A 16,668-nucleotide genomic window follows, 5' to 3' on the forward strand; every position below is an offset into this window, starting at 1 on the left:
GCGAGCAGTAACACCCGCAATAAACAGTTCAATCAGTTTGTTTTGCTTGTACTGACTTAAACGACTTCTTCTCATAGGGATTATTCTAACCTGAAATTAGATTTCCCTAGTTATCTAGTACAGCCCCAAATCTTTTAGGAAACCGACCGCTTTTTTGCGTGAACAGTGGAAAATCCCGCTCACGTTAAATTCATATAAGGAGTGATGAAATGAGTAAAAAGTTATTTAAAAAAGAACTGGTAGAAAAAATGCAGGAACTGGGTTATCAGCAATTCCCAACCCGTTATGAATTAAATTTTGTTAAATATCTCAATAATAATTTTTATCTGATTGTAAGTGTGTATTTTAGTTGGTTTGATTCAGATAAGTTTACAGGCGATCTTTATTTATCATTGTATCCATCAAGAACTTATGTGGATCCAACAGGTGATACTAGTTATTTTGAGAGAGTGGGCTTTTTCTTACTAAAAGAAGATCGCCAAAAGCTTTTAAATCCTTACTTACAGAATGTAGATAGAGATGGAGGCGATGCTTGGTGGTATGCCAGTGATTGTGATAGTCTGGATAATTTTATTCAGTCAGTTATTATCGCAGAGCCTCGTTTTTTAGCGCAGAAAGGGATTGAACAAGCGGTATTGAATAACAAAAAATTAAGATTGGGATATCAAGATCTTGTTTTAGAGATTATTCGTTTAGCCATAGATCCAAACAATCAAATTGCAATGGAATTAGTGGCACAGCCTAAAACCGATCCGTTTAAAATAGGGATGCAATGGTTTAGGGCAGCAGAAATCTATATGCAACAAAGAGGTTATGGCAAAATTAAAAAGGCGCAATTAGAAGATTTTGCCAGCGAAGCTTATATGACCTATTACTATCAACAGTTGAATGGTGATTATAACCCCGTTTTATTGGAATCTTATGAACCTTATGAGTAAATACAAGCGGTCGGTTTTAAGGAGATGTTTGCAAAATCTTTTAAGAAACCGACCGCTTGTTTGCGTGAACAGTGGAAAATCCCGTTCACGTTAAATTCATATAAGGAGTGATGAAATGAGTAAAAAGTTATTTAAAAAAGAACTGGTAGAAAAAATGCAGGAACTGGGTTATCAGCAATTCCCAACCCGTTATGAATTAAATTTTGTTAAATATCTCAATAATAATTTTTATCTGATTGTAAGTGTATATTTTAGCCGATTTTCACCAGATGAATTTACCGGCGATTTATATTTATCTCTTTTTTCTTCAAGTATTTATTTAGATCCATTAATAGATGATTGTTATTTTAAACGGGTTGGAAATTTTTTACGAAAAGAAGATCGCCAAACGCTTTTAAATCCTTACTTACAAAATGTAGATAGGGATGGAGGCGATGCTTGGTGGTATGCCAGTGATTGTGATAGTCTGGATAATTTTATTCAGTCAGTTATTATCGCAGAACCTCGCTTTTTGGCTCAAAAAGGGATTGAGCAAGCGGTATTAAATAACAAAAGACTAAGACAAGGTTATCAAGATCGTGTATTAAAAATTATTCGTTTAGCTACAGAGCCAAACAATCAAATTGAAATGGAATTAGTGGCACAACCTAAAACCGATCCGTTTAAAATAGGGATGCAATGGTTTAGGGCAGCAGAAATCTATATGCAACAAAGAGGTTATGGCAAAATTAAAAAGGCGCAATTAGAAGATTTTGCCAGCGAAGCTTATATGGCTTATCACTATCAACAGTTGAACGGTGATTATAACCCCGTTTTATTGGAATCTTATGAACCTTATGAGTAAATACAAGCGGTCGGTTTTAAGGAGGTATTTGCAAAATCTTGGTATTATGTAGCAAATGCACAAAAATAGACATTTTAACAGAATGTAGGGACACACTCAGTGTGTCCCTACAAGCGAACAAAAAACAACTTTGTGCAACTGCTACATAATGTTGCAAAATCTTTTAGGAAACTGACCGCTTGCCGCAAATTACAGGATATTCTCAAACTGTTCTAACATTGCTTTCGGCCATACGCTGGATTGTACTTCGCCGATATGTTTTTTACGGAGTAAGAACATTGCCAAACGGGATTGTCCGATACCGCCGCCAATAGAAAGCGGTAGGCGGCCGGCAAGTAAATCCTTGTGCCAATCCATTTCTAAGCGCGATTCATCACCGGTTAAACCAACTTGTAAGCGTAGCGCCCCTTCATCAACTCGGATTCCCATTGAAGATAATTCAAACGCTGTGCCAAGCTGCTCGTTCCATACCAAAATATCGCCATTTAAGCCTTTATAGCCGTTTTCAGACTCGGTTGTCCAGTCGTCATAGTCCGGCGCACGACCGTCGTGCGGTTTGCCGTCCGAGAGCTTACCGCCGATTCCGATTAAAAAGACAGCGCCATACTCTTTACAAATCGCATTCTCACGTTGTTTGCTGGTGAGATCCGGATAGCGTTTTACCAAATCTTCACTATGCACAAAAGTAATCTGCTTCGGTAGGATAGACGGAATATCAAAGCGGGCTTCCACTGCCAGTTCGGTCAAACGGATAGCTTTATAGATAGAATTTACCGTCTCTTTTAAATAGGCAAAGTTGCGGCGACCGGCAGGAATGACTTTTTCCCAGTCCCATTGATCGACATAAACGGAGTGAGTCGGATCAAGGGAATCTTCATCAGGGCGCAATGCTTTCATATGCACAAACAGCCCTTCGCCCTCTTTAAATTGAAAGCGGGCAAGGGTGTGGCGTTTCCATTTCGCCAAAGAATGCACCACTTCAAACACCGCATTCGGAATTTGTTTCACATTAACTTGCACCGCTTTTTCAATACCGGAGAGGTTATCCTGCATACCGTTGCCGACTTCACTCAAGATCGGCCCTTGCACCTCAATAATATCAAGCTGTTCAATCAGGTTTTGAGTAAAGGTGTTTTTCACAAAGCTAATTTCTTGTTGCTGTAAAATAAAGGATTTTTGCATAATTCAAATTCTCATCAAAAACAAAGATAGTGATAATTTAACGATTTTTGCCAAAAACTCAATACAAATCAAATAAAAAGCAATTTATGTTATATATTATCTAAAAAACTATGCTATATTTTAATAAATATCTAATCAAAGCTAAAAAAGGAGCAAAATTTGCCTATACGCTATCAATCAACCCCGCAGATCGACCAGCTTGATCAGCAAATTTTGCGTATTTTAACCCAAGATGCCCGCACGCCCTATGCTGAAATGGCAAAAAATTTCGGCGTCAGTGCCGCCACTATTCACGTTAGGGTAGAAAAAATGCGCCAAGCCGGCATTATTGAGGGGACGAAAATTCGCATCAACGAGCGCAAATTGGGGTATGATGTCTGCTGCTTTATTGGCATTATTCTAAAAAGTGCGAAAGATTATGAAAAGGTGATTGCCAAGCTCAAAGCGTTTGATGAAGTGGTGGAAGCCTATTATACCACCGGCAATTATTCGATTTTTTTGAAAGTGATGACCCGCACGATTGAGGAACTTCATCTCGTGCTGGCGGGCAAAATCCAGCTGATTGAGGAAATTCAATCGACCGAGACCCTAATTTCAATGCAAAACCCGATTTTACGAGATATTAAACCCTAACTTAAAGGAGAGAAAAATGTCAGATGTCTTCCATCTAGGTCTAACCAAAGCAATGTTAAAAGGTGCTAAAGTTGCGATTGTCCCCGGTGATCCGGCACGTAACGAGCGCATTGCGGCGAAAATGGACAATCCGGAATTTCTTGTGTCTACCCGAGAATTTACCTCGTGGCTGGGCTATGTAAACGGGCAGCCGATTGTGGTGTGCTCGACAGGGATCGGCGGCCCGTCCGTTTCAATTTGTGTTGAAGAATTGGCACAACTGGGCGTGCATACTTTCTTACGCATCGGCACAACCGGGGCAATTCAACCGCACATTCAAGTCGGCGATGTGTTAGTTACCACCGGCGCAGTTCGACTAGACGGCGCAAGCCGCCATTTTGCCCCGTTAGAATACCCTGCGGTTGCCGATTTTAACTGTACCAATGCGCTTTATGCCGCAGCACAACAACACGGCATTACCCCTTATGTTGGCATTACTGCCTCATCGGATACATTCTATCCGGGGCAAGAGCGTTACGATACCTTCTCCGGCAAAATCTACCGCCACTTCCGCGGTTCTCTTGAGCAGTGGCAAGAATTAAACGTAATGAACTTTGAAATGGAATCCGGCACACTCTTTACAATGTGTTCCGCCCTAGGCTTGCGTGCCGGTATGGTATCCGGTGTAATCGTGAACCGTACCCAACAGGAAATCCCAAATGAAGCCACGATTAAAGGCTCGGAAGAGACTGCAATCAATGTGGTCGTTAGCGCTGCCGGCAAGTTGGCATTAGATTATCAATAATTTCTCAAACGAAAAATCCCTCGCAAATGCGAGGGATTTTTGATTAATCGTCTAAGAAACTACGCAACGTTTCCGAGCGGCTTGGGTGGCGAAGTTTACGTAATGCTTTCGCCTCAATTTGACGGATACGCTCACGGGTTACATCAAATTGTTTACCGACTTCCTCAAGGGTATGATCGGTATTCATATCAATACCAAAGCGCATTCTTAATACTTTCGCTTCTCTTGGCGTTAAGCCTTCCAGCACTTCGTTTGTCGCAATACGCAGGCTCTCTGCCGTGGCGGAATCCAGCGGCAGCTCCAAGCTGCTGTCTTCAATGAAATCCCCTAAATGCGAATCATCGTCATCGCCGACCGGCGTTTCCATTGAAATCGGTTCTTTGGCAATTTTGAGTACCTTACGGATTTTATCTTCCGGCATTCCCATACGCTCTGCCAATTCTTCCGGCGTTGCATCACGCCCCATTTCCTGCAAACATTGGCGGGAAATGCGGTTTAATTTGTTGATCGTTTCAATCATATGCACCGGAATCCGAATCGTGCGGGCTTGATCGGCGATGGAGCGGGTAATCGCTTGGCGAATCCACCACGTTGCGTAAGTCGAGAATTTATAGCCACGGCGATACTCAAATTTATCCACCGCTTTCATCAAGCCGATGTTCCCTTCTTGAATTAAATCCAAGAACTGCAAGCCACGGTTGGTATATTTTTTCGCAATGGAAATCACCAAACGCAAGTTTGCCTCTACCATCTCTTTTTTAGCACGGCGGGCTTTCAACTCACCGGCAGAAATTCGACTGCCAATCTCACGGATTTGCCCGATAGTTAAACCAGAATCCGACTCCAATTTTTGCAAATTAGCAATATGCCCACGGATAGAATCGGCATAATCTGCCAATTTCGGTGCGGCATCTTTTTTGGTTTTGCCTGTACCTTGAATTGCAATCTCGATCCATTGATCGTTGGTTTCATTGCCTTGGAATAATTTGACGAAATTCGCTTTGTTCATTTGTGCATATTCAACGGCATAGCGCTGAATTTGGCGTTCCTCGCTACGCACGCGCTTCATCATTGATTGCATATTTTCAACCAATAAATCGAACTGTTTCGGCACAAGACGGAACTCACGGAAAATATCGGATAATGCCTGAATTTGCTTTTTCGCACTGGCTTTCGTCCGCCCGTGTTTTTGAATCGCTTCCAATGCTTTTTGGTGCTGATCCTTTAGAGCATAGAATTTTACGCGCGCTAATTCGGGATCGATAGAATTGTCATCGCCGGCATCACTACCGGATTCACTTTCCTCATCTTCGCTCTCATCGTCCACACTCGCCACGTCTTCCGCATCTTCATCGTCCAAATCATCGTGAATTTCATCAATCGGCTCGGCTTCTTCCGCATTCGGATCAACAAAGGCAGTTACCAAATCGGACAAACGCATTGTCCCTTCTTCGACTTGCTGATAGCGTGCAATCAAATCGGTTAAGGCTTCCGGATACTCTGCCACCGCACATTGCACTTCATTGATCCCTTCTTCAATGCGTTTTGCAATATCAATCTCGCCTTCACGGGTCAGCAATTCCACCGTCCCCATTTCACGCATATACATTCGCACAGGGTCTGTGGTGCGCCCTAATTCGGACTCTACGGTCGAAAGCACTTTGGTCGCTTCTTCCACCACATCTTCGTCTGCGATATTGCCCGCCAACATCAGATCATCGGCATCCGGTGCGGTTTCCAGCACTTTAATGCCCATATCGTTGATCATCTGAATAATATCTTCAATTTGATCCGCATCAACCAGTTCTTCCGGCAGGTGATCGTGAACTTCGGAAATCGTTAAATACCCCTGTTCACGCCCTTGTGCGATCAGAAGTTCTAACTGAGATTGCTGTTCTTCTAATTGAGAATGTTGTTCCATAGTCTTATCCGTTCTGTGCGAGCAAAAACAAGTAGTAGATTATACCACTGCTTTTCCTTTCATAAATAGGTTTGCAAAAAATTCAAGAAAAATGACCGCTTGTTAGCGCGCCGAGAGCAAGGTCATTAACTCTTGCTTCTCCTCAAGACTTAATCCGGCGGTGCGATCTTGGGCTTGCAGCACCTCAATCCGCCTATCGACTAATTTCTTATAAAAAAAATCGAGGGTTTCAATAAAGGTATCTTCGATATTTTCCGCTGCAACCAAATGATCCCAGCTTGCTAAGGTCTCCAAATGGCGATAATGCTCGTGTTCCCGCAAATATTCCAATAAACCGCCCATTGAGATGCCGACATTTTGCTGACAAGCGGTTACTAAAGTGAGAAATAACGCAAAGCCTTTTTCCTCAAGGGAATGGAGAAAACTAATATCCTGAGGCACATTTTCAACCAACTGCGGATTTTGTAGCAGTAACGCAATCAACAATCGCATCGGCGTACGTTCGATTTTCGGCATATTGTGGCGAGGCGTACGATTTTCAACGGCACGATTCGGCAATATGGCTTCAAGCTGACTCGGATCTAAGATCCCCAGTTTCTGCCCTAAGATATTACGCAAATAGACACGCAACATCTCCCCCGGAATTCGTTTGAGCAGCGGTACGGCTAACGAGGCTAATTTCGATTTGCCCTCTTTCGTAGATAAATCCACCTGTGCCAACAGCGTATCAAACAGAAAATCACTCAACGGCTGGGCATTTTGTAAATAGGCTTCAAAACCCTGCTTACCCTGCGCCCGTACGAAACTGTCGGGATCTTCCCCGTCTGGCAGGAAAATAAATTTAAGCTGCCGCCCATCGTGTAAATAAGGCAATGCGTTCTCCAACGCCCGCCACGCCGCTTCCCGCCCCGCACGGTCGCCGTCATAACAGCAGATAATCTGCTCGGTACAGCGGAACATCTGCTGAATTTGCTCGCCCGTGGTCGCCGTCCCCAAAGACGCCACCGCATTATCAATGCCGTATTGGGCAAGCGCCACCACGTCCATATAGCCTTCCACCACAAACAGATATTCAGGCGATTCATTGTGCTGCAAGGCTTGGTATAAGCCGTACAGTTCATTGCCTTTGTGATAAGTAACGGACTCCGGAGAGTTGAGGTATTTCGGTTTTTCATCGCCCGTTACCCGTCCGCCAAACGCGATCACCCGCCCCCGTTTATCTCGGATCGGAAACATCACCCGATTGCGAAAACGATCGTAAACCTTGCCCCGATCATTTTTAGACAACATTCCCGTATCCAACAGTTTTTGGATTTCTTGAGGATTTTTGCCGAATGCTTTTAACACGCCGTCCATCGCATTCGGTGCAAAACCGATCTCAAACCGTTCAATGATCTCAGGCGACAAGCCCCGATCGGCTAAATAGGCTTGGCTGGCGGGGGCCTGACGCAATGTCTGCTGATAAAAAGCGCTAATCTCCGCCATTAGCTCATAGAGATTACGGCGGGTTTGTAAACTCGCTTGAGGCTTACCATCACGGTTGATCACATTCTCACGAGGCACTTCCAAATTATGCAGTGCCGCAAGTTCTTCGATCGCTTCGGGAAATTCGAGTTTATCGTAATCCATCAAAAAGCCGATCACATTGCCGTGCGCCCCACAGCCAAAACAGTGGAAAAACTGCTTGGATTGGCTAACCGTAAAAGAGGGCGTTTTCTCGTGGTGGAATGGGCAACAGGCTTGGTAATCCCGTCCCGCTTTTTTCAGTTTAACCCGGCTGTTGATCACCTCAACAATATCCGTGCGGGCAACGAGATCATCAATAAACGAACGGGGAATAGAGCCTTTCATTGTGATCGCCTTAAATTGACAAGCGGTAAGTTATCGCATATTTTCTGCAAAAACCGACCGCTTGTTTTGCTGAATCTATAAACATTAAAACCGTGATCCCAAAGGTTTCACGGTTTCAACGAAAAATGCGTTACTGAGAATTAGTATAAACGTGTATTACGAGCGTTCTCACGCGCATTACGTTTAGCGTGGCGTTTTGCTAAAGATGCTTTTTCACGTTTACGAATAGTGGTTGGTTTTTCGTAAAATTCACGTGCACGAACTTCAGCTAACAGACCCGCTTTTTCGCAAGAGCGTTTGAAACGACGTAATGCTACGTCAAAGGATTCATTTTCACGAACTTTAATTACTGGCATAAGCCATCACCTCAGGAATAATATGTTTAAATAAAGCCGCACTTGATTGACGGCGGCATAGAACTAGAAAAGGTGCGTTATTCTACCCTAGCCCACCCAAGAAGTAAAGAATAACTTATCACCTATTTGTGCTTACTTACCAATACAAAACGAGCTAAAAATATGCCCCAACAAGTCATCGGACGTGAATTGTCCGGTAATTTCACTTAAGGCGTTTTGCACCAAGCGTAACTCTTCCGCCAACAACTCGCCGGCGTGGAATTGGGTCAGTTGAATATGCCCGCGCTCCAGATGTTCGGCGGCGGTTTCGAGGGCGACTAAATGGCGGCGGCGGGCAAGGAAGCCCCCTTCGCTCGAACTTTGGTAGCCCATTGATTTCTTCAAATGCTCACGCAATAAATCGACCCCGATTTTCGTTTGCGCAGAAAGGCGGATCAGCGTAAACGGATCTTGCACGCTTAAACTTTCGCCTTCGCCGCTCAGATCGACCTTGTTGCGGATCACTGTTACCGGCATATTTTGAGGCAATTTAGCTAAAAACGTTGCCCATTCTTGCTGAAAATGATCCGGAGGCGAGATCGTGCTGTCGATCATCAACAGAACGTGATCCGCCTGGGCAATCTCATCCCACGCCCGCTGAATGCCGATCCGCTCGACTTCATCGCTTGCCTCTCGCAAGCCGGCGGTATCAATGATGTGCAACGGCATTCCGTCAATGTGAATATGTTCCCGCAGCACATCACGGGTTGTGCCGGCAATATCGGTAACAATCGCCGCTTCCCGCCCCGCTAACGCATTCAGTAAGCTGGATTTACCCGCATTCGGCTTGCCCGCAATCACGACTTTCATTCCTTCCCGCAAGATTGAGCCTTGCTTGGCTTCGGCACGCACATTCGCCAGTTGGCTGCGGATCGCCGTTAATTTCGCTTCGATTTTGCCGTCCGCTAAAAAATCAATTTCTTCATCGGGGAAATCAATCGCCGCTTCCACATAGGTACGCAGATAAATCACATCTTCAACTAATTGATTGATTTTATTTGAAAATTCACCTTGAAGTGATTTTAGCGCCGAACGAGCCGCTTGCTCTGAGGTTGCATCAATTAAATCGGCGATCGCCTCCGCCTGTGCCAAATCCAGTTTATCGTTCAAAAAGGCTTGTTCGGAAAACTCACCGGCTCGGGCAATACGTAACCCATTGATTTTCAAAATACGGTTCAGCAGAATGTCGAGAATAACCTGTCCGCCGTGTCCCTGTAATTCCAGTACATCTTCACCGGTAAAAGAGTGCGGTGCTTTAAAAAATAGGGCGATCCCTTGATCCAGCACCGTGCCGTCTTCGTCTTTAAACGGCAAGTAGTCCGCCACACGGGGTTTAGGGCATTTGCCCAATACCTGCTCCGCCACGCTGGCTGCAAGCGGGCCGGATACCCGCAAAATGCCGATCCCGCCCCGCCCAATCGGAGTGGCTTGCGCCACGATAGTTTCTTTCATTGTTATCCTGTTTTAAATTTGCAAAAAATGTTGCGTAACCGACCGCTTGCTACTCGCTCGGGGCGATTTCATCAACCGGCGATTGCCCTTCCGCTTCTTCCGCTTTGGTCGGCTGCGAGCTGTTATCCTTGCCGAGCGACAAGGCGTCCCAAACACTCGGTTTGGCTGCGACTACGGTGCTACCGCCACTGCAATAGCGTTGTCCTCGATCTTTCCACACCGGAATTTGTCGAGGGCTACTGCAATCCCAGTTGCCGTAACTGCCGATCCCGACCCATTGGATCTGATTAGAGCTTGGCAGTTTAAACACCAACGGTTCGGCACGTTTCAAATACTCTTTGTAGATTTGCAATGCCCCGCTTGAGCCGGTGAGGTGGGTGTTGCTGTTATCATCTTTGCCCAGCCAAACTGTCGTTACATTTTCGCCGTCAATGCCGACAAACCAAGTATCCCTTGCGCTGTTGGTCGTCCCGGTTTTCCCCGCTAAACGCAGATGGGCAAAATCCGTCTGCAAGCTGCGAGCCGTGCCTCGTTCCACCACCTGCTGCATTGCGTAGAGCGTTTGGATAGCGGCTTCTTCCGGCAGCACTTGCCGGCTGGTTTGTTCAACATTCGGCTGATAAATCATCTCGCCATTGGCGGAAATAATCGCCTCAATGGTGGTTAATGGCGTTTTTAGCCCCTTATTTGCCAAGACCTGATAGGATTTGGTAACGTCATAAGGGGAGATCGAGTAAGAACCGAGCAGCGTTGCCGGATAAGGCGGAATTTCCGCTTTGTCCCAGCCCATCTCTTTCTGCTTGGCGATCACCTTTTTCAAGCCGACTTTCATTCCGATATTGACGGTCGGGATATTCAGAGAGCGGACTAAAGCGTCCATCAACATCACTGACCCGCTGAAACGGCGATCGTAGTTGCGTGGCGTCCACGGCGGGCTGCCCTTCACGGTAATCGTAATCGGCTGGTTTTTCACCGGCGTATTCAGGCGGAAAGTCTCCGGCTGTGCTAACGCAATGGCATAAATAGACGGCTTCACCAATGAGCCGATTTGACGCTTGGTTTGGATCGCACGGTTAAAGCCGGCATATTGGGTCTGCACCCCGCCGACCACGGCTCTGACTTTGCCGGTTTTGTACTCGGCAACCACAATTGCCGATTGCAGATCTTTCACCTTTTTATTGGCGTTTTCCAGATCCGATACGCCGTTAATCACCGCCAATTCCGCCGAACGTTGCTGTTTTCGATCCAAAGTCGTGAAAATTTTCGCACCGGATAATAACGCCGTGCGGCTTTCGCCCAGCTCATTTTTAATATCCAAGTTCAAGGCGTGCATAAATGCCGGCTGTTGGCGATAAATATTGCCTTTCTCTTTCACTCCAAGCGGTTGCTTACTCAAGGTTTCATACAAATCTTGGTTAATCACTTGATGTTCAAGCAAAATCCGTAGCACTACATTCCGCCGCTCCATTGCCCCTTGCGGATTACGCCACGGGTTATATAAAGACGGGCCTTTGACCATTCCCACCAACAACGCCATTTGGTTGAGGCTGATCTCTTGCACGGGGCGACCAAAATAGAATTGGCTGGCAAGGGCAAAGCCGTGAATTTGATAGCTGCCGTTCTGCCCAAGGTAAATTTCGTTTAGATAGGTTTCGAGAATGCGGTTTTTATCGTAACGGTAGTCTAAAATCAGCGACATCAAGGCTTCATTCACCTTACGCACTAAGGATTTTTCGTTAGACAGAAAAATATTTTTGACTAATTGTTGGGTGAGAGTACTGCCGCCCTGCACCGTTTTGCCCGCTTGATAGTTCGTTACCAGCGCCCGCACAATCCCCAGCGGGCTAATGCCGTCGTGCTGGTAGAACCGCTTGTCTTCGGTTAGCAGCAGCGTATCAATGAGTAAGCGGGGATAATCTTGCAAACGCAACGCTTGACGTTCTTCATCATTATCCGAATGGAGCATTGCGATCAATTTCGGGTCGAGCCGAAACTCATCAACCTCTTTCAAACGTACCAAGTCTTCAATGCGGGCGAGCTTCTCATTCACAAAGCGTAAACGCAGCACCCGCTGCGCTTCCGGCGTTTCAGGGAATTGAAAGGCCCGGCGCAGTAACACGAGGGCATCGCCGTCAATTTTAAAATCGCCGGGTGTGGCAATATAAGCAACCTCACGGTAGCCGTTATCAAGCAGTGCCAGTTTGACTTGCTCAAGGGTGAGATTATCATCAACACGGATACTCTCAATCCGGCTGTACACTTCCGCCGGCAGTTGCCAGATATGCCCGTCCATTTTGGCACGGATTTTACCGTCTAAATAAATGCCGTAAAGCCCGACACAACACGCACCCAAAAGCATCAATTTCAGGCAGGTCGGAATGATGTAAGGCTTTTTCGCCGACTGTTCAGGCTGATCCTGTGGTTGTTTTTCCGTATTGTTTGACATTGTTTGACCGTTGATTAGGTAAGCGGTCAGATTTAGTAAAAAAATTGCAAAATCCGCCCGCCTGTGATCCCATTATTCCAAACTGATAGCGTCTTTGATTTTCTTTAACGCTTGATTTTCCAACTGACGCACCCGCTCGGCAGAAATGCCGTATTTAGCGGCAAGTTCGTGTAATGTCGCTTTATTATCGTCTAACCAGCGGGTTTTGATAATATCTTGACTGCGTTCGTCTAACTGTGCCAACGCATAGGCAAGCTGGGCAGTCGCCCGCCCCGTATGCTCCTCTTCTTCCAGCTCATCGGCAAAATTGGAGCTGTCGTCTTCAATATACATTGACGGCACATAGGCTTCATCGTCCGTTTCGCCCACCGGTAGATCAAAGCCCATATCTTGACCGGTCATACGGGATTCCATCTCTTTCACATCTTCAGGGGTAACGCCCAAATCGTCCGCGACTTTCTGAATTTCTTCCTCGTTGAACCACGCCAAACGCTGTTTATTTTTGCGTAAATTAAAGAACAGTTTGCGTTGGGCTTTGGTAGTGGCAACCTTGACAATCCGCCAGTTACGCAGCACATATTCGTGAATTTCCGCCTTCACCCAATGCACCGCAAACGAGACCAAACGCACCCCGACTTCCGGATTAAAGCGTTTTACCGCCTTCATTAAACCGATATTGCCCTCTTGAATCAGATCCGCCAACGGCAAGCCGTAGCCCAGATAGCCACGCGCGATATGCACCACAAACCGCAAGTGCGACATAATCAACTGCTTGGCAGCGTCCAAATCTTCATCATAGTAGAACCGTTCGGCAAGCTCTTTTTCTTGATCCGCCGTTAAAATCGGGTATTGGTTTGCCATCCGAATATATCTGTCAAGGTTTCCCCCTTGCGGCACAAGCATTGTATTGGCAAGGGCAGGGTGATTGGCATCATCATTCCCTTCCAGCAGTTCCACTTCGTCCGGCTCGATAATATCGACCTCATCGAGCTGTTTTGGTGCGTTATCCTGTTTCATTCTGTTCTTTATTTGCAAAAATGTTGGCAGATCTTACCGCTTTATAATAGAAATGCCAAACGGATAAATTATACGATGTGCCTAAAGCAACGACATTTTTTAAAGATTGTCATATTTTATACTTTCTGCTTGATTTTTGCCCATTCTCGGTAGATACTGCCGCCGTTCCCTTAGTCAGTGGAGATTGCATATGCGCATCACTCTTTCTCGTCGAACCTTTTTATTAGGTTTAAGCGGAACCGCCGCTCTCGCACTCAACCCTCAACTAACCTCGGCAAACGGTTTTCAGCTATATTCCGCTAGCGAACCTCGTCCCCCCAAACGATCCAATAAGCACTATTTTGCCTTTGATACCGGTATTTATGCCGCCAATAAAATGCAAAATATGCGGCTGAAAATGGGGGAGGTCAAAAAAGATCAACGTAATCCTCTGTTTATTGACGGGATTAACGAAGATCCGCCTAAACGCTGGGAACCTCGAATAGACAACGGCTATCCCAACGTTATCCTTGATGATAAAGGCATTTATCACTGTTATTACACACTGTTTGTTGTTGATCCGTCCTTTACCAATACACCGCGCACTCAACGTGCCAACCAACCTTATGCGGCATCACGGGATCGCCAAGTCGGGCTTGCTTACGCACGCTCAACAGACGGCATTCACTGGGAAAAACCCGAATTGGGCATTGTCGAATTTGAAGGCAGCAAAGCCAATAACTTACTGATGCGTGATGTTGCCGGCACGGGCGTTTTGTTTGAACCGAATGACCCCGACCCGAACAAACGCTTTAAGCTGATTACACGCAAACAGAAAGAACGTAAACTTGCCGTGGCATTTTCTGCGGACGGTATCCATTTCTCCGAGTTAATTGAGTGGAAAGCATATAGCCCGAAAATCGGGGCGGACTGTCATAATGCTGTCTTTAAAGACAGCCGCACCAACCAATATATCCTCACCACCCGTCTTTGGGCAAGCAACTTCCGCGTGCTTGCTATTTCGCGTAGCGATGACTTCATAAATTGGTCGCCTTTACACGAAGTGCTACGCGGACAAGGCTACGAAGAACAAGTCTATTCAATGCCCGTCTTTGAACATCACGACATCTATTTCGGTTTCGCCTCGATTTACAAACAGGGCGATAATACTCAAATGGATTGGGATACCGTTAATCTTGAGCTTTATTGGTCAACCAACCTCACCGAATGGAACAAAGCCGTCCCTGATCATAACATCCTCATTCCTGCCGGCGCCGGACAGGATAAATACCTCGAAGGCGAATTTGACAGTGCCACACTCTTTGCTGCGCAAATGACCGCCGGCGATAACCGCCTTTATTATACCGGCGGCAAAGGGAGACACCGCGGCTGGCGGGATATAGGCTTGGGACTGGCGTATATCGATAAAAATCGGCTTGCCGGAATGGTTGCCCGTTCGCCACAAAAACCAATGAGCTTTGCAACAAACGGCTTATATTTTCACGGTGAAACGCTGCAAATATGGGCAGATGTCATACAGGACGGTTCATTACACATCAGCATTGACGGCAAAACAGGGTTTGAAGCCGAAAACTGCCAACTGGAAAAATTACCGTCCGGTGCTTATAGCGTCAGTTGGAAAGGGCAATCTCTTGTCCAAGCCAGCAAAAATGAAAAACGCGGGATCTCGCTCAGCATTGTTGCAACTAACAGCATATTTTGGGGACTTAGCGGCGAATTTGAAATGGATGAAAGCCGCTATTGGCGAGGTTAGCCGAGGCAAGCGGTCGGTTTGACAAAAAATTTTGCAAATCCGACCGCTTTCCATTAGAATTGCGACACTTTTGGGGCTGATTCTGGATTCGACGGGATTAGCGAAGTCCAAGGTGCACGTCGAGGTGCGGTAGGCCTCGTAAACAAACCGCAAAATAATAGTCGCAAACGACGAACAATACGCTTTAGCAGCTTAATAACCTGCCTTAAAGCCTTATCGCCTCAGCTTCCGCTCGTAAGACGAGGAGTCCGATAAGTCACCCAAAACGAGATCGTGTGGACGCCGCCGTTTGAGGATCGAAACACTAAATTAAATCAAACTAGCTTAGTTATCGCGTGTCTGTCCGCAGTGGCTAAGTGAAATCAAAGACCGACTAAACGTGTAGTGCTGAAGATGGAGTAATTTCGGACGGGGGTTCAAATCCCCCCAGCTCCACCAAATCAACTTCCGACCAAGTCCTAACAGATACTTCAAAGCCTTGAAAATCAATAATTCAAGGCTTTTTTATTGTCCTGTGCGTTCCTATCCGAACCTACCAAATCCTAGACTTTTAGTAGTACGTTTAGTAGTATCACCTCCCAAAGTGTGAAATAACGTACTACTAAAAACGTTTCAACCATTGATATATAAGGCTTAGGCGTGTTTTAGTAGTACGGTAGGGGGAAGAATGGCACGTACTACTAAACCGCTGACAAATACCGAAATTGAAAAATCCAAAGCAAAAGAGGGCGATATAAAGTTACAAGACGGGCAAGGGCTTTATCTTTTGGTAAAAACAAATGGCTCGAAATTGTGGCGGTTTAATTACTATAAGCCATTCAGCAAGAAGCGAACAGAAATAGCTATTGGACGTTACCCTGATATATCCCTTCAACAAGCACGAGAAATAAGGGAAGGATACCGGGCGTTGCTTGCTCAAAACATCGATCCGCAATTCCACCGCCAAGCCGAAGAAACGGCAAAGCAGACAGAAATTAACACGACCTTTGAGGTGGTGGCGTTGGATTGGTTCGAATACCGCAAGACACGGGCGAATTTTTCCGCTAACTATGCCAAAGATACCCTACGCTTGATTGAACGAAATCTCTTTCCCCATTTTGCGAAATTGCCTATTACCGCCATTACTGCCCCGATGGCACTGAAAGCCTTTAAGCCGTTACAAGAGCGAGGCACACTCGAAACCCTAAAACGCTCTATCCAAAAGCTCAATGAGATTATGACCTACGCTCTGCATCGGGATATTATCCCGCACAATCCCCTCTCCCATATTTCAAAGGAATTTGACAGTCCAACCGTAGAACACTTTAAAACGATTAAACCCGATGTGTTAATGATCATGCAAAAATGCGCCAGGCTGATGCAGTAAGATCATCGAAAAGTGATCCACTGCATCTTTTGATAAACTCCTTGTTATTTAAACAGGGAATAACCTGGTATGCTTTGCATGGAAAC

12 protein-coding genes, 1 other RNA gene and 2 pseudogenes are annotated in these 16,668 nt (G+C 45.8%); 7 read left to right on the plus strand and 8 right to left on the minus strand.

Translation table 11 applies throughout. The features are described from left to right. Nucleotides 1–75: pseudogene (locus E4T80_RS11345) on the minus strand (IS1595 family transposase); the annotation flags it as partial. A 134-nt stretch (nt 76–209) separates the two neighbouring features. Between E4T80_RS11345 and E4T80_RS11350 the strand changes: the two are divergent. Both E4T80_RS11350 and E4T80_RS11355 read left to right on the plus strand, forming a co-directional pair. After that, the gene (locus E4T80_RS11350) at nt 210–938 is read left to right on the plus strand and encodes a hypothetical protein (protein ID WP_135058485.1); all 729 of its coding nucleotides are present in this window, start codon (nt 210–212) and stop codon (nt 936–938) included. A 115-nt stretch (nt 939–1,053) separates the two neighbouring features. Next, a complete protein-coding gene (locus E4T80_RS11355) occupies nt 1,054–1,782 on the plus strand; it encodes a hypothetical protein (protein ID WP_135058487.1) in 729 nt (242 codons plus the stop codon). A 189-nt stretch (nt 1,783–1,971) separates the two neighbouring features. Here E4T80_RS11355 and asnA read toward each other — a convergent pair whose 3' ends face one another. Continuing rightward, on the minus strand, nt 1,972–2,964 hold the full coding sequence (asnA, locus tag E4T80_RS11360; RefSeq protein ID WP_047977895.1) for an aspartate--ammonia ligase: 993 nt from the start codon (nt 2,962–2,964) through the stop codon (nt 1,972–1,974). A gap of 165 nt (nt 2,965–3,129) precedes the next feature. On the opposite strand from asnA, the gene asnC reads away from it, so the two are divergent. After that, nucleotides 3,130–3,597, plus strand: a complete 468-nt coding sequence (gene asnC, locus E4T80_RS11365; RefSeq protein ID WP_047977900.1) for a transcriptional regulator AsnC — start codon at nt 3,130–3,132, stop codon at nt 3,595–3,597. Nucleotides 3,598–3,613: 16 nt separating this feature from the next. Next, on the plus strand, nt 3,614–4,381 hold the full coding sequence (gene udp / locus E4T80_RS11370; protein ID WP_135058491.1) for a uridine phosphorylase: 768 nt from the start codon (nt 3,614–3,616) through the stop codon (nt 4,379–4,381). 43 nt (nt 4,382–4,424) lie between these two features. Here the strand turns inward: udp and rpoD are convergent, their stop codons facing one another. The 6 genes from rpoD to rpoH form a co-directional block, all read right to left on the minus strand. Further along, nucleotides 4,425–6,302: an RNA polymerase sigma factor RpoD gene (gene rpoD, locus E4T80_RS11375; RefSeq protein ID WP_135058493.1), complete on the minus strand. Its 1,878-nt coding sequence runs from the start codon at nt 6,300–6,302 to the stop codon at nt 4,425–4,427. 102 nt (nt 6,303–6,404) lie between these two features. Continuing rightward, nucleotides 6,405–8,153, minus strand: a complete 1,749-nt coding sequence (gene dnaG / locus E4T80_RS11380; protein WP_135058495.1) for a DNA primase — start codon at nt 8,151–8,153, stop codon at nt 6,405–6,407. 140 nt (nt 8,154–8,293) lie between these two features. Next, on the minus strand, nt 8,294–8,509 hold the full coding sequence (rpsU, locus tag E4T80_RS11385; protein WP_005598703.1) for a 30S ribosomal protein S21: 216 nt from the start codon (nt 8,507–8,509) through the stop codon (nt 8,294–8,296). 132 nt (nt 8,510–8,641) lie between these two features. Next, on the minus strand, nt 8,642–10,000 hold the full coding sequence (mnmE, locus tag E4T80_RS11390; RefSeq protein ID WP_135058497.1) for a tRNA uridine-5-carboxymethylaminomethyl(34) synthesis GTPase MnmE: 1,359 nt from the start codon (nt 9,998–10,000) through the stop codon (nt 8,642–8,644). Nucleotides 10,001–10,049: 49 nt separating this feature from the next. Further along, nucleotides 10,050–12,446: a penicillin-binding protein 1B gene (gene mrcB / locus E4T80_RS11395; RefSeq protein WP_135058498.1), complete on the minus strand. Its 2,397-nt coding sequence runs from the start codon at nt 12,444–12,446 to the stop codon at nt 10,050–10,052. A gap of 72 nt (nt 12,447–12,518) precedes the next feature. Then, nucleotides 12,519–13,463: an RNA polymerase sigma factor RpoH gene (gene rpoH, locus E4T80_RS11400; RefSeq protein WP_135058500.1), complete on the minus strand. Its 945-nt coding sequence runs from the start codon at nt 13,461–13,463 to the stop codon at nt 12,519–12,521. Nucleotides 13,464–13,653: 190 nt separating this feature from the next. Here rpoH and E4T80_RS11405 point away from each other — a divergent pair, with 190 nt between their 5' ends. From E4T80_RS11405 to E4T80_RS11415, 3 genes and pseudogenes are all read left to right on the plus strand, one after another. Then, entirely contained in the window at nt 13,654–15,216 is a 1,563-nt protein-coding gene (locus E4T80_RS11405; RefSeq protein WP_135058502.1) for a glycoside hydrolase family protein, read from the plus strand. 72 nt (nt 15,217–15,288) lie between these two features. Continuing rightward, nucleotides 15,289–15,654, plus strand: a transfer-messenger RNA (tmRNA) gene (ssrA, locus tag E4T80_RS11410). 229 nt (nt 15,655–15,883) lie between these two features. Continuing rightward, nucleotides 15,884–16,546: pseudogene (locus tag E4T80_RS11415) on the plus strand (integrase arm-type DNA-binding domain-containing protein); the annotation flags it as partial. Between the last annotated feature and the right edge of the window lie 122 nt (nt 16,547–16,668).

This window comes from Muribacter muris (assembly GCF_004569585.1).
In the GTDB taxonomy this organism is placed as follows: domain Bacteria; phylum Pseudomonadota; class Gammaproteobacteria; order Enterobacterales; family Pasteurellaceae; genus Muribacter; species Muribacter muris.

Bases quoted from the DNA above. Each gene is read 5' to 3' on its own strand.
- E4T80_RS11350 (WP_135058485.1), top strand. From the start codon at position 210: ATGAGTAAAAAGTTATTTAAAAAAGAACTGGTAGAAAAAATGCAGGAA.
- E4T80_RS11355 (WP_135058487.1), top strand. From the start codon at position 1,054: ATGAGTAAAAAGTTATTTAAAAAAGAACTGGTAGAAAAAATGCAGGAA.
- asnA (WP_047977895.1), bottom strand. From the start codon at position 2,964: ATGCAAAAATCCTTTATTTTACAGCAACAAGAAATTAGCTTTGTGAAA.
- udp (WP_135058491.1), top strand. From the start codon at position 3,614: ATGTCAGATGTCTTCCATCTAGGTCTAACCAAAGCAATGTTAAAAGGT.
- rpoD (WP_135058493.1), bottom strand. From the start codon at position 6,302: ATGGAACAACATTCTCAATTAGAAGAACAGCAATCTCAGTTAGAACTT.
- dnaG (WP_135058495.1), bottom strand. From the start codon at position 8,153: ATGAAAGGCTCTATTCCCCGTTCGTTTATTGATGATCTCGTTGCCCGC.
- rpsU (WP_005598703.1), bottom strand. From the start codon at position 8,509: ATGCCAGTAATTAAAGTTCGTGAAAATGAATCCTTTGACGTAGCATTA.
- mnmE (WP_135058497.1), bottom strand. From the start codon at position 10,000: ATGAAAGAAACTATCGTGGCGCAAGCCACTCCGATTGGGCGGGGCGGG.
- mrcB (WP_135058498.1), bottom strand. From the start codon at position 12,446: ATGTCAAACAATACGGAAAAACAACCACAGGATCAGCCTGAACAGTCG.
- rpoH (WP_135058500.1), bottom strand. From the start codon at position 13,463: ATGAAACAGGATAACGCACCAAAACAGCTCGATGAGGTCGATATTATC.
- E4T80_RS11405 (WP_135058502.1), top strand. From the start codon at position 13,654: ATGCGCATCACTCTTTCTCGTCGAACCTTTTTATTAGGTTTAAGCGGA.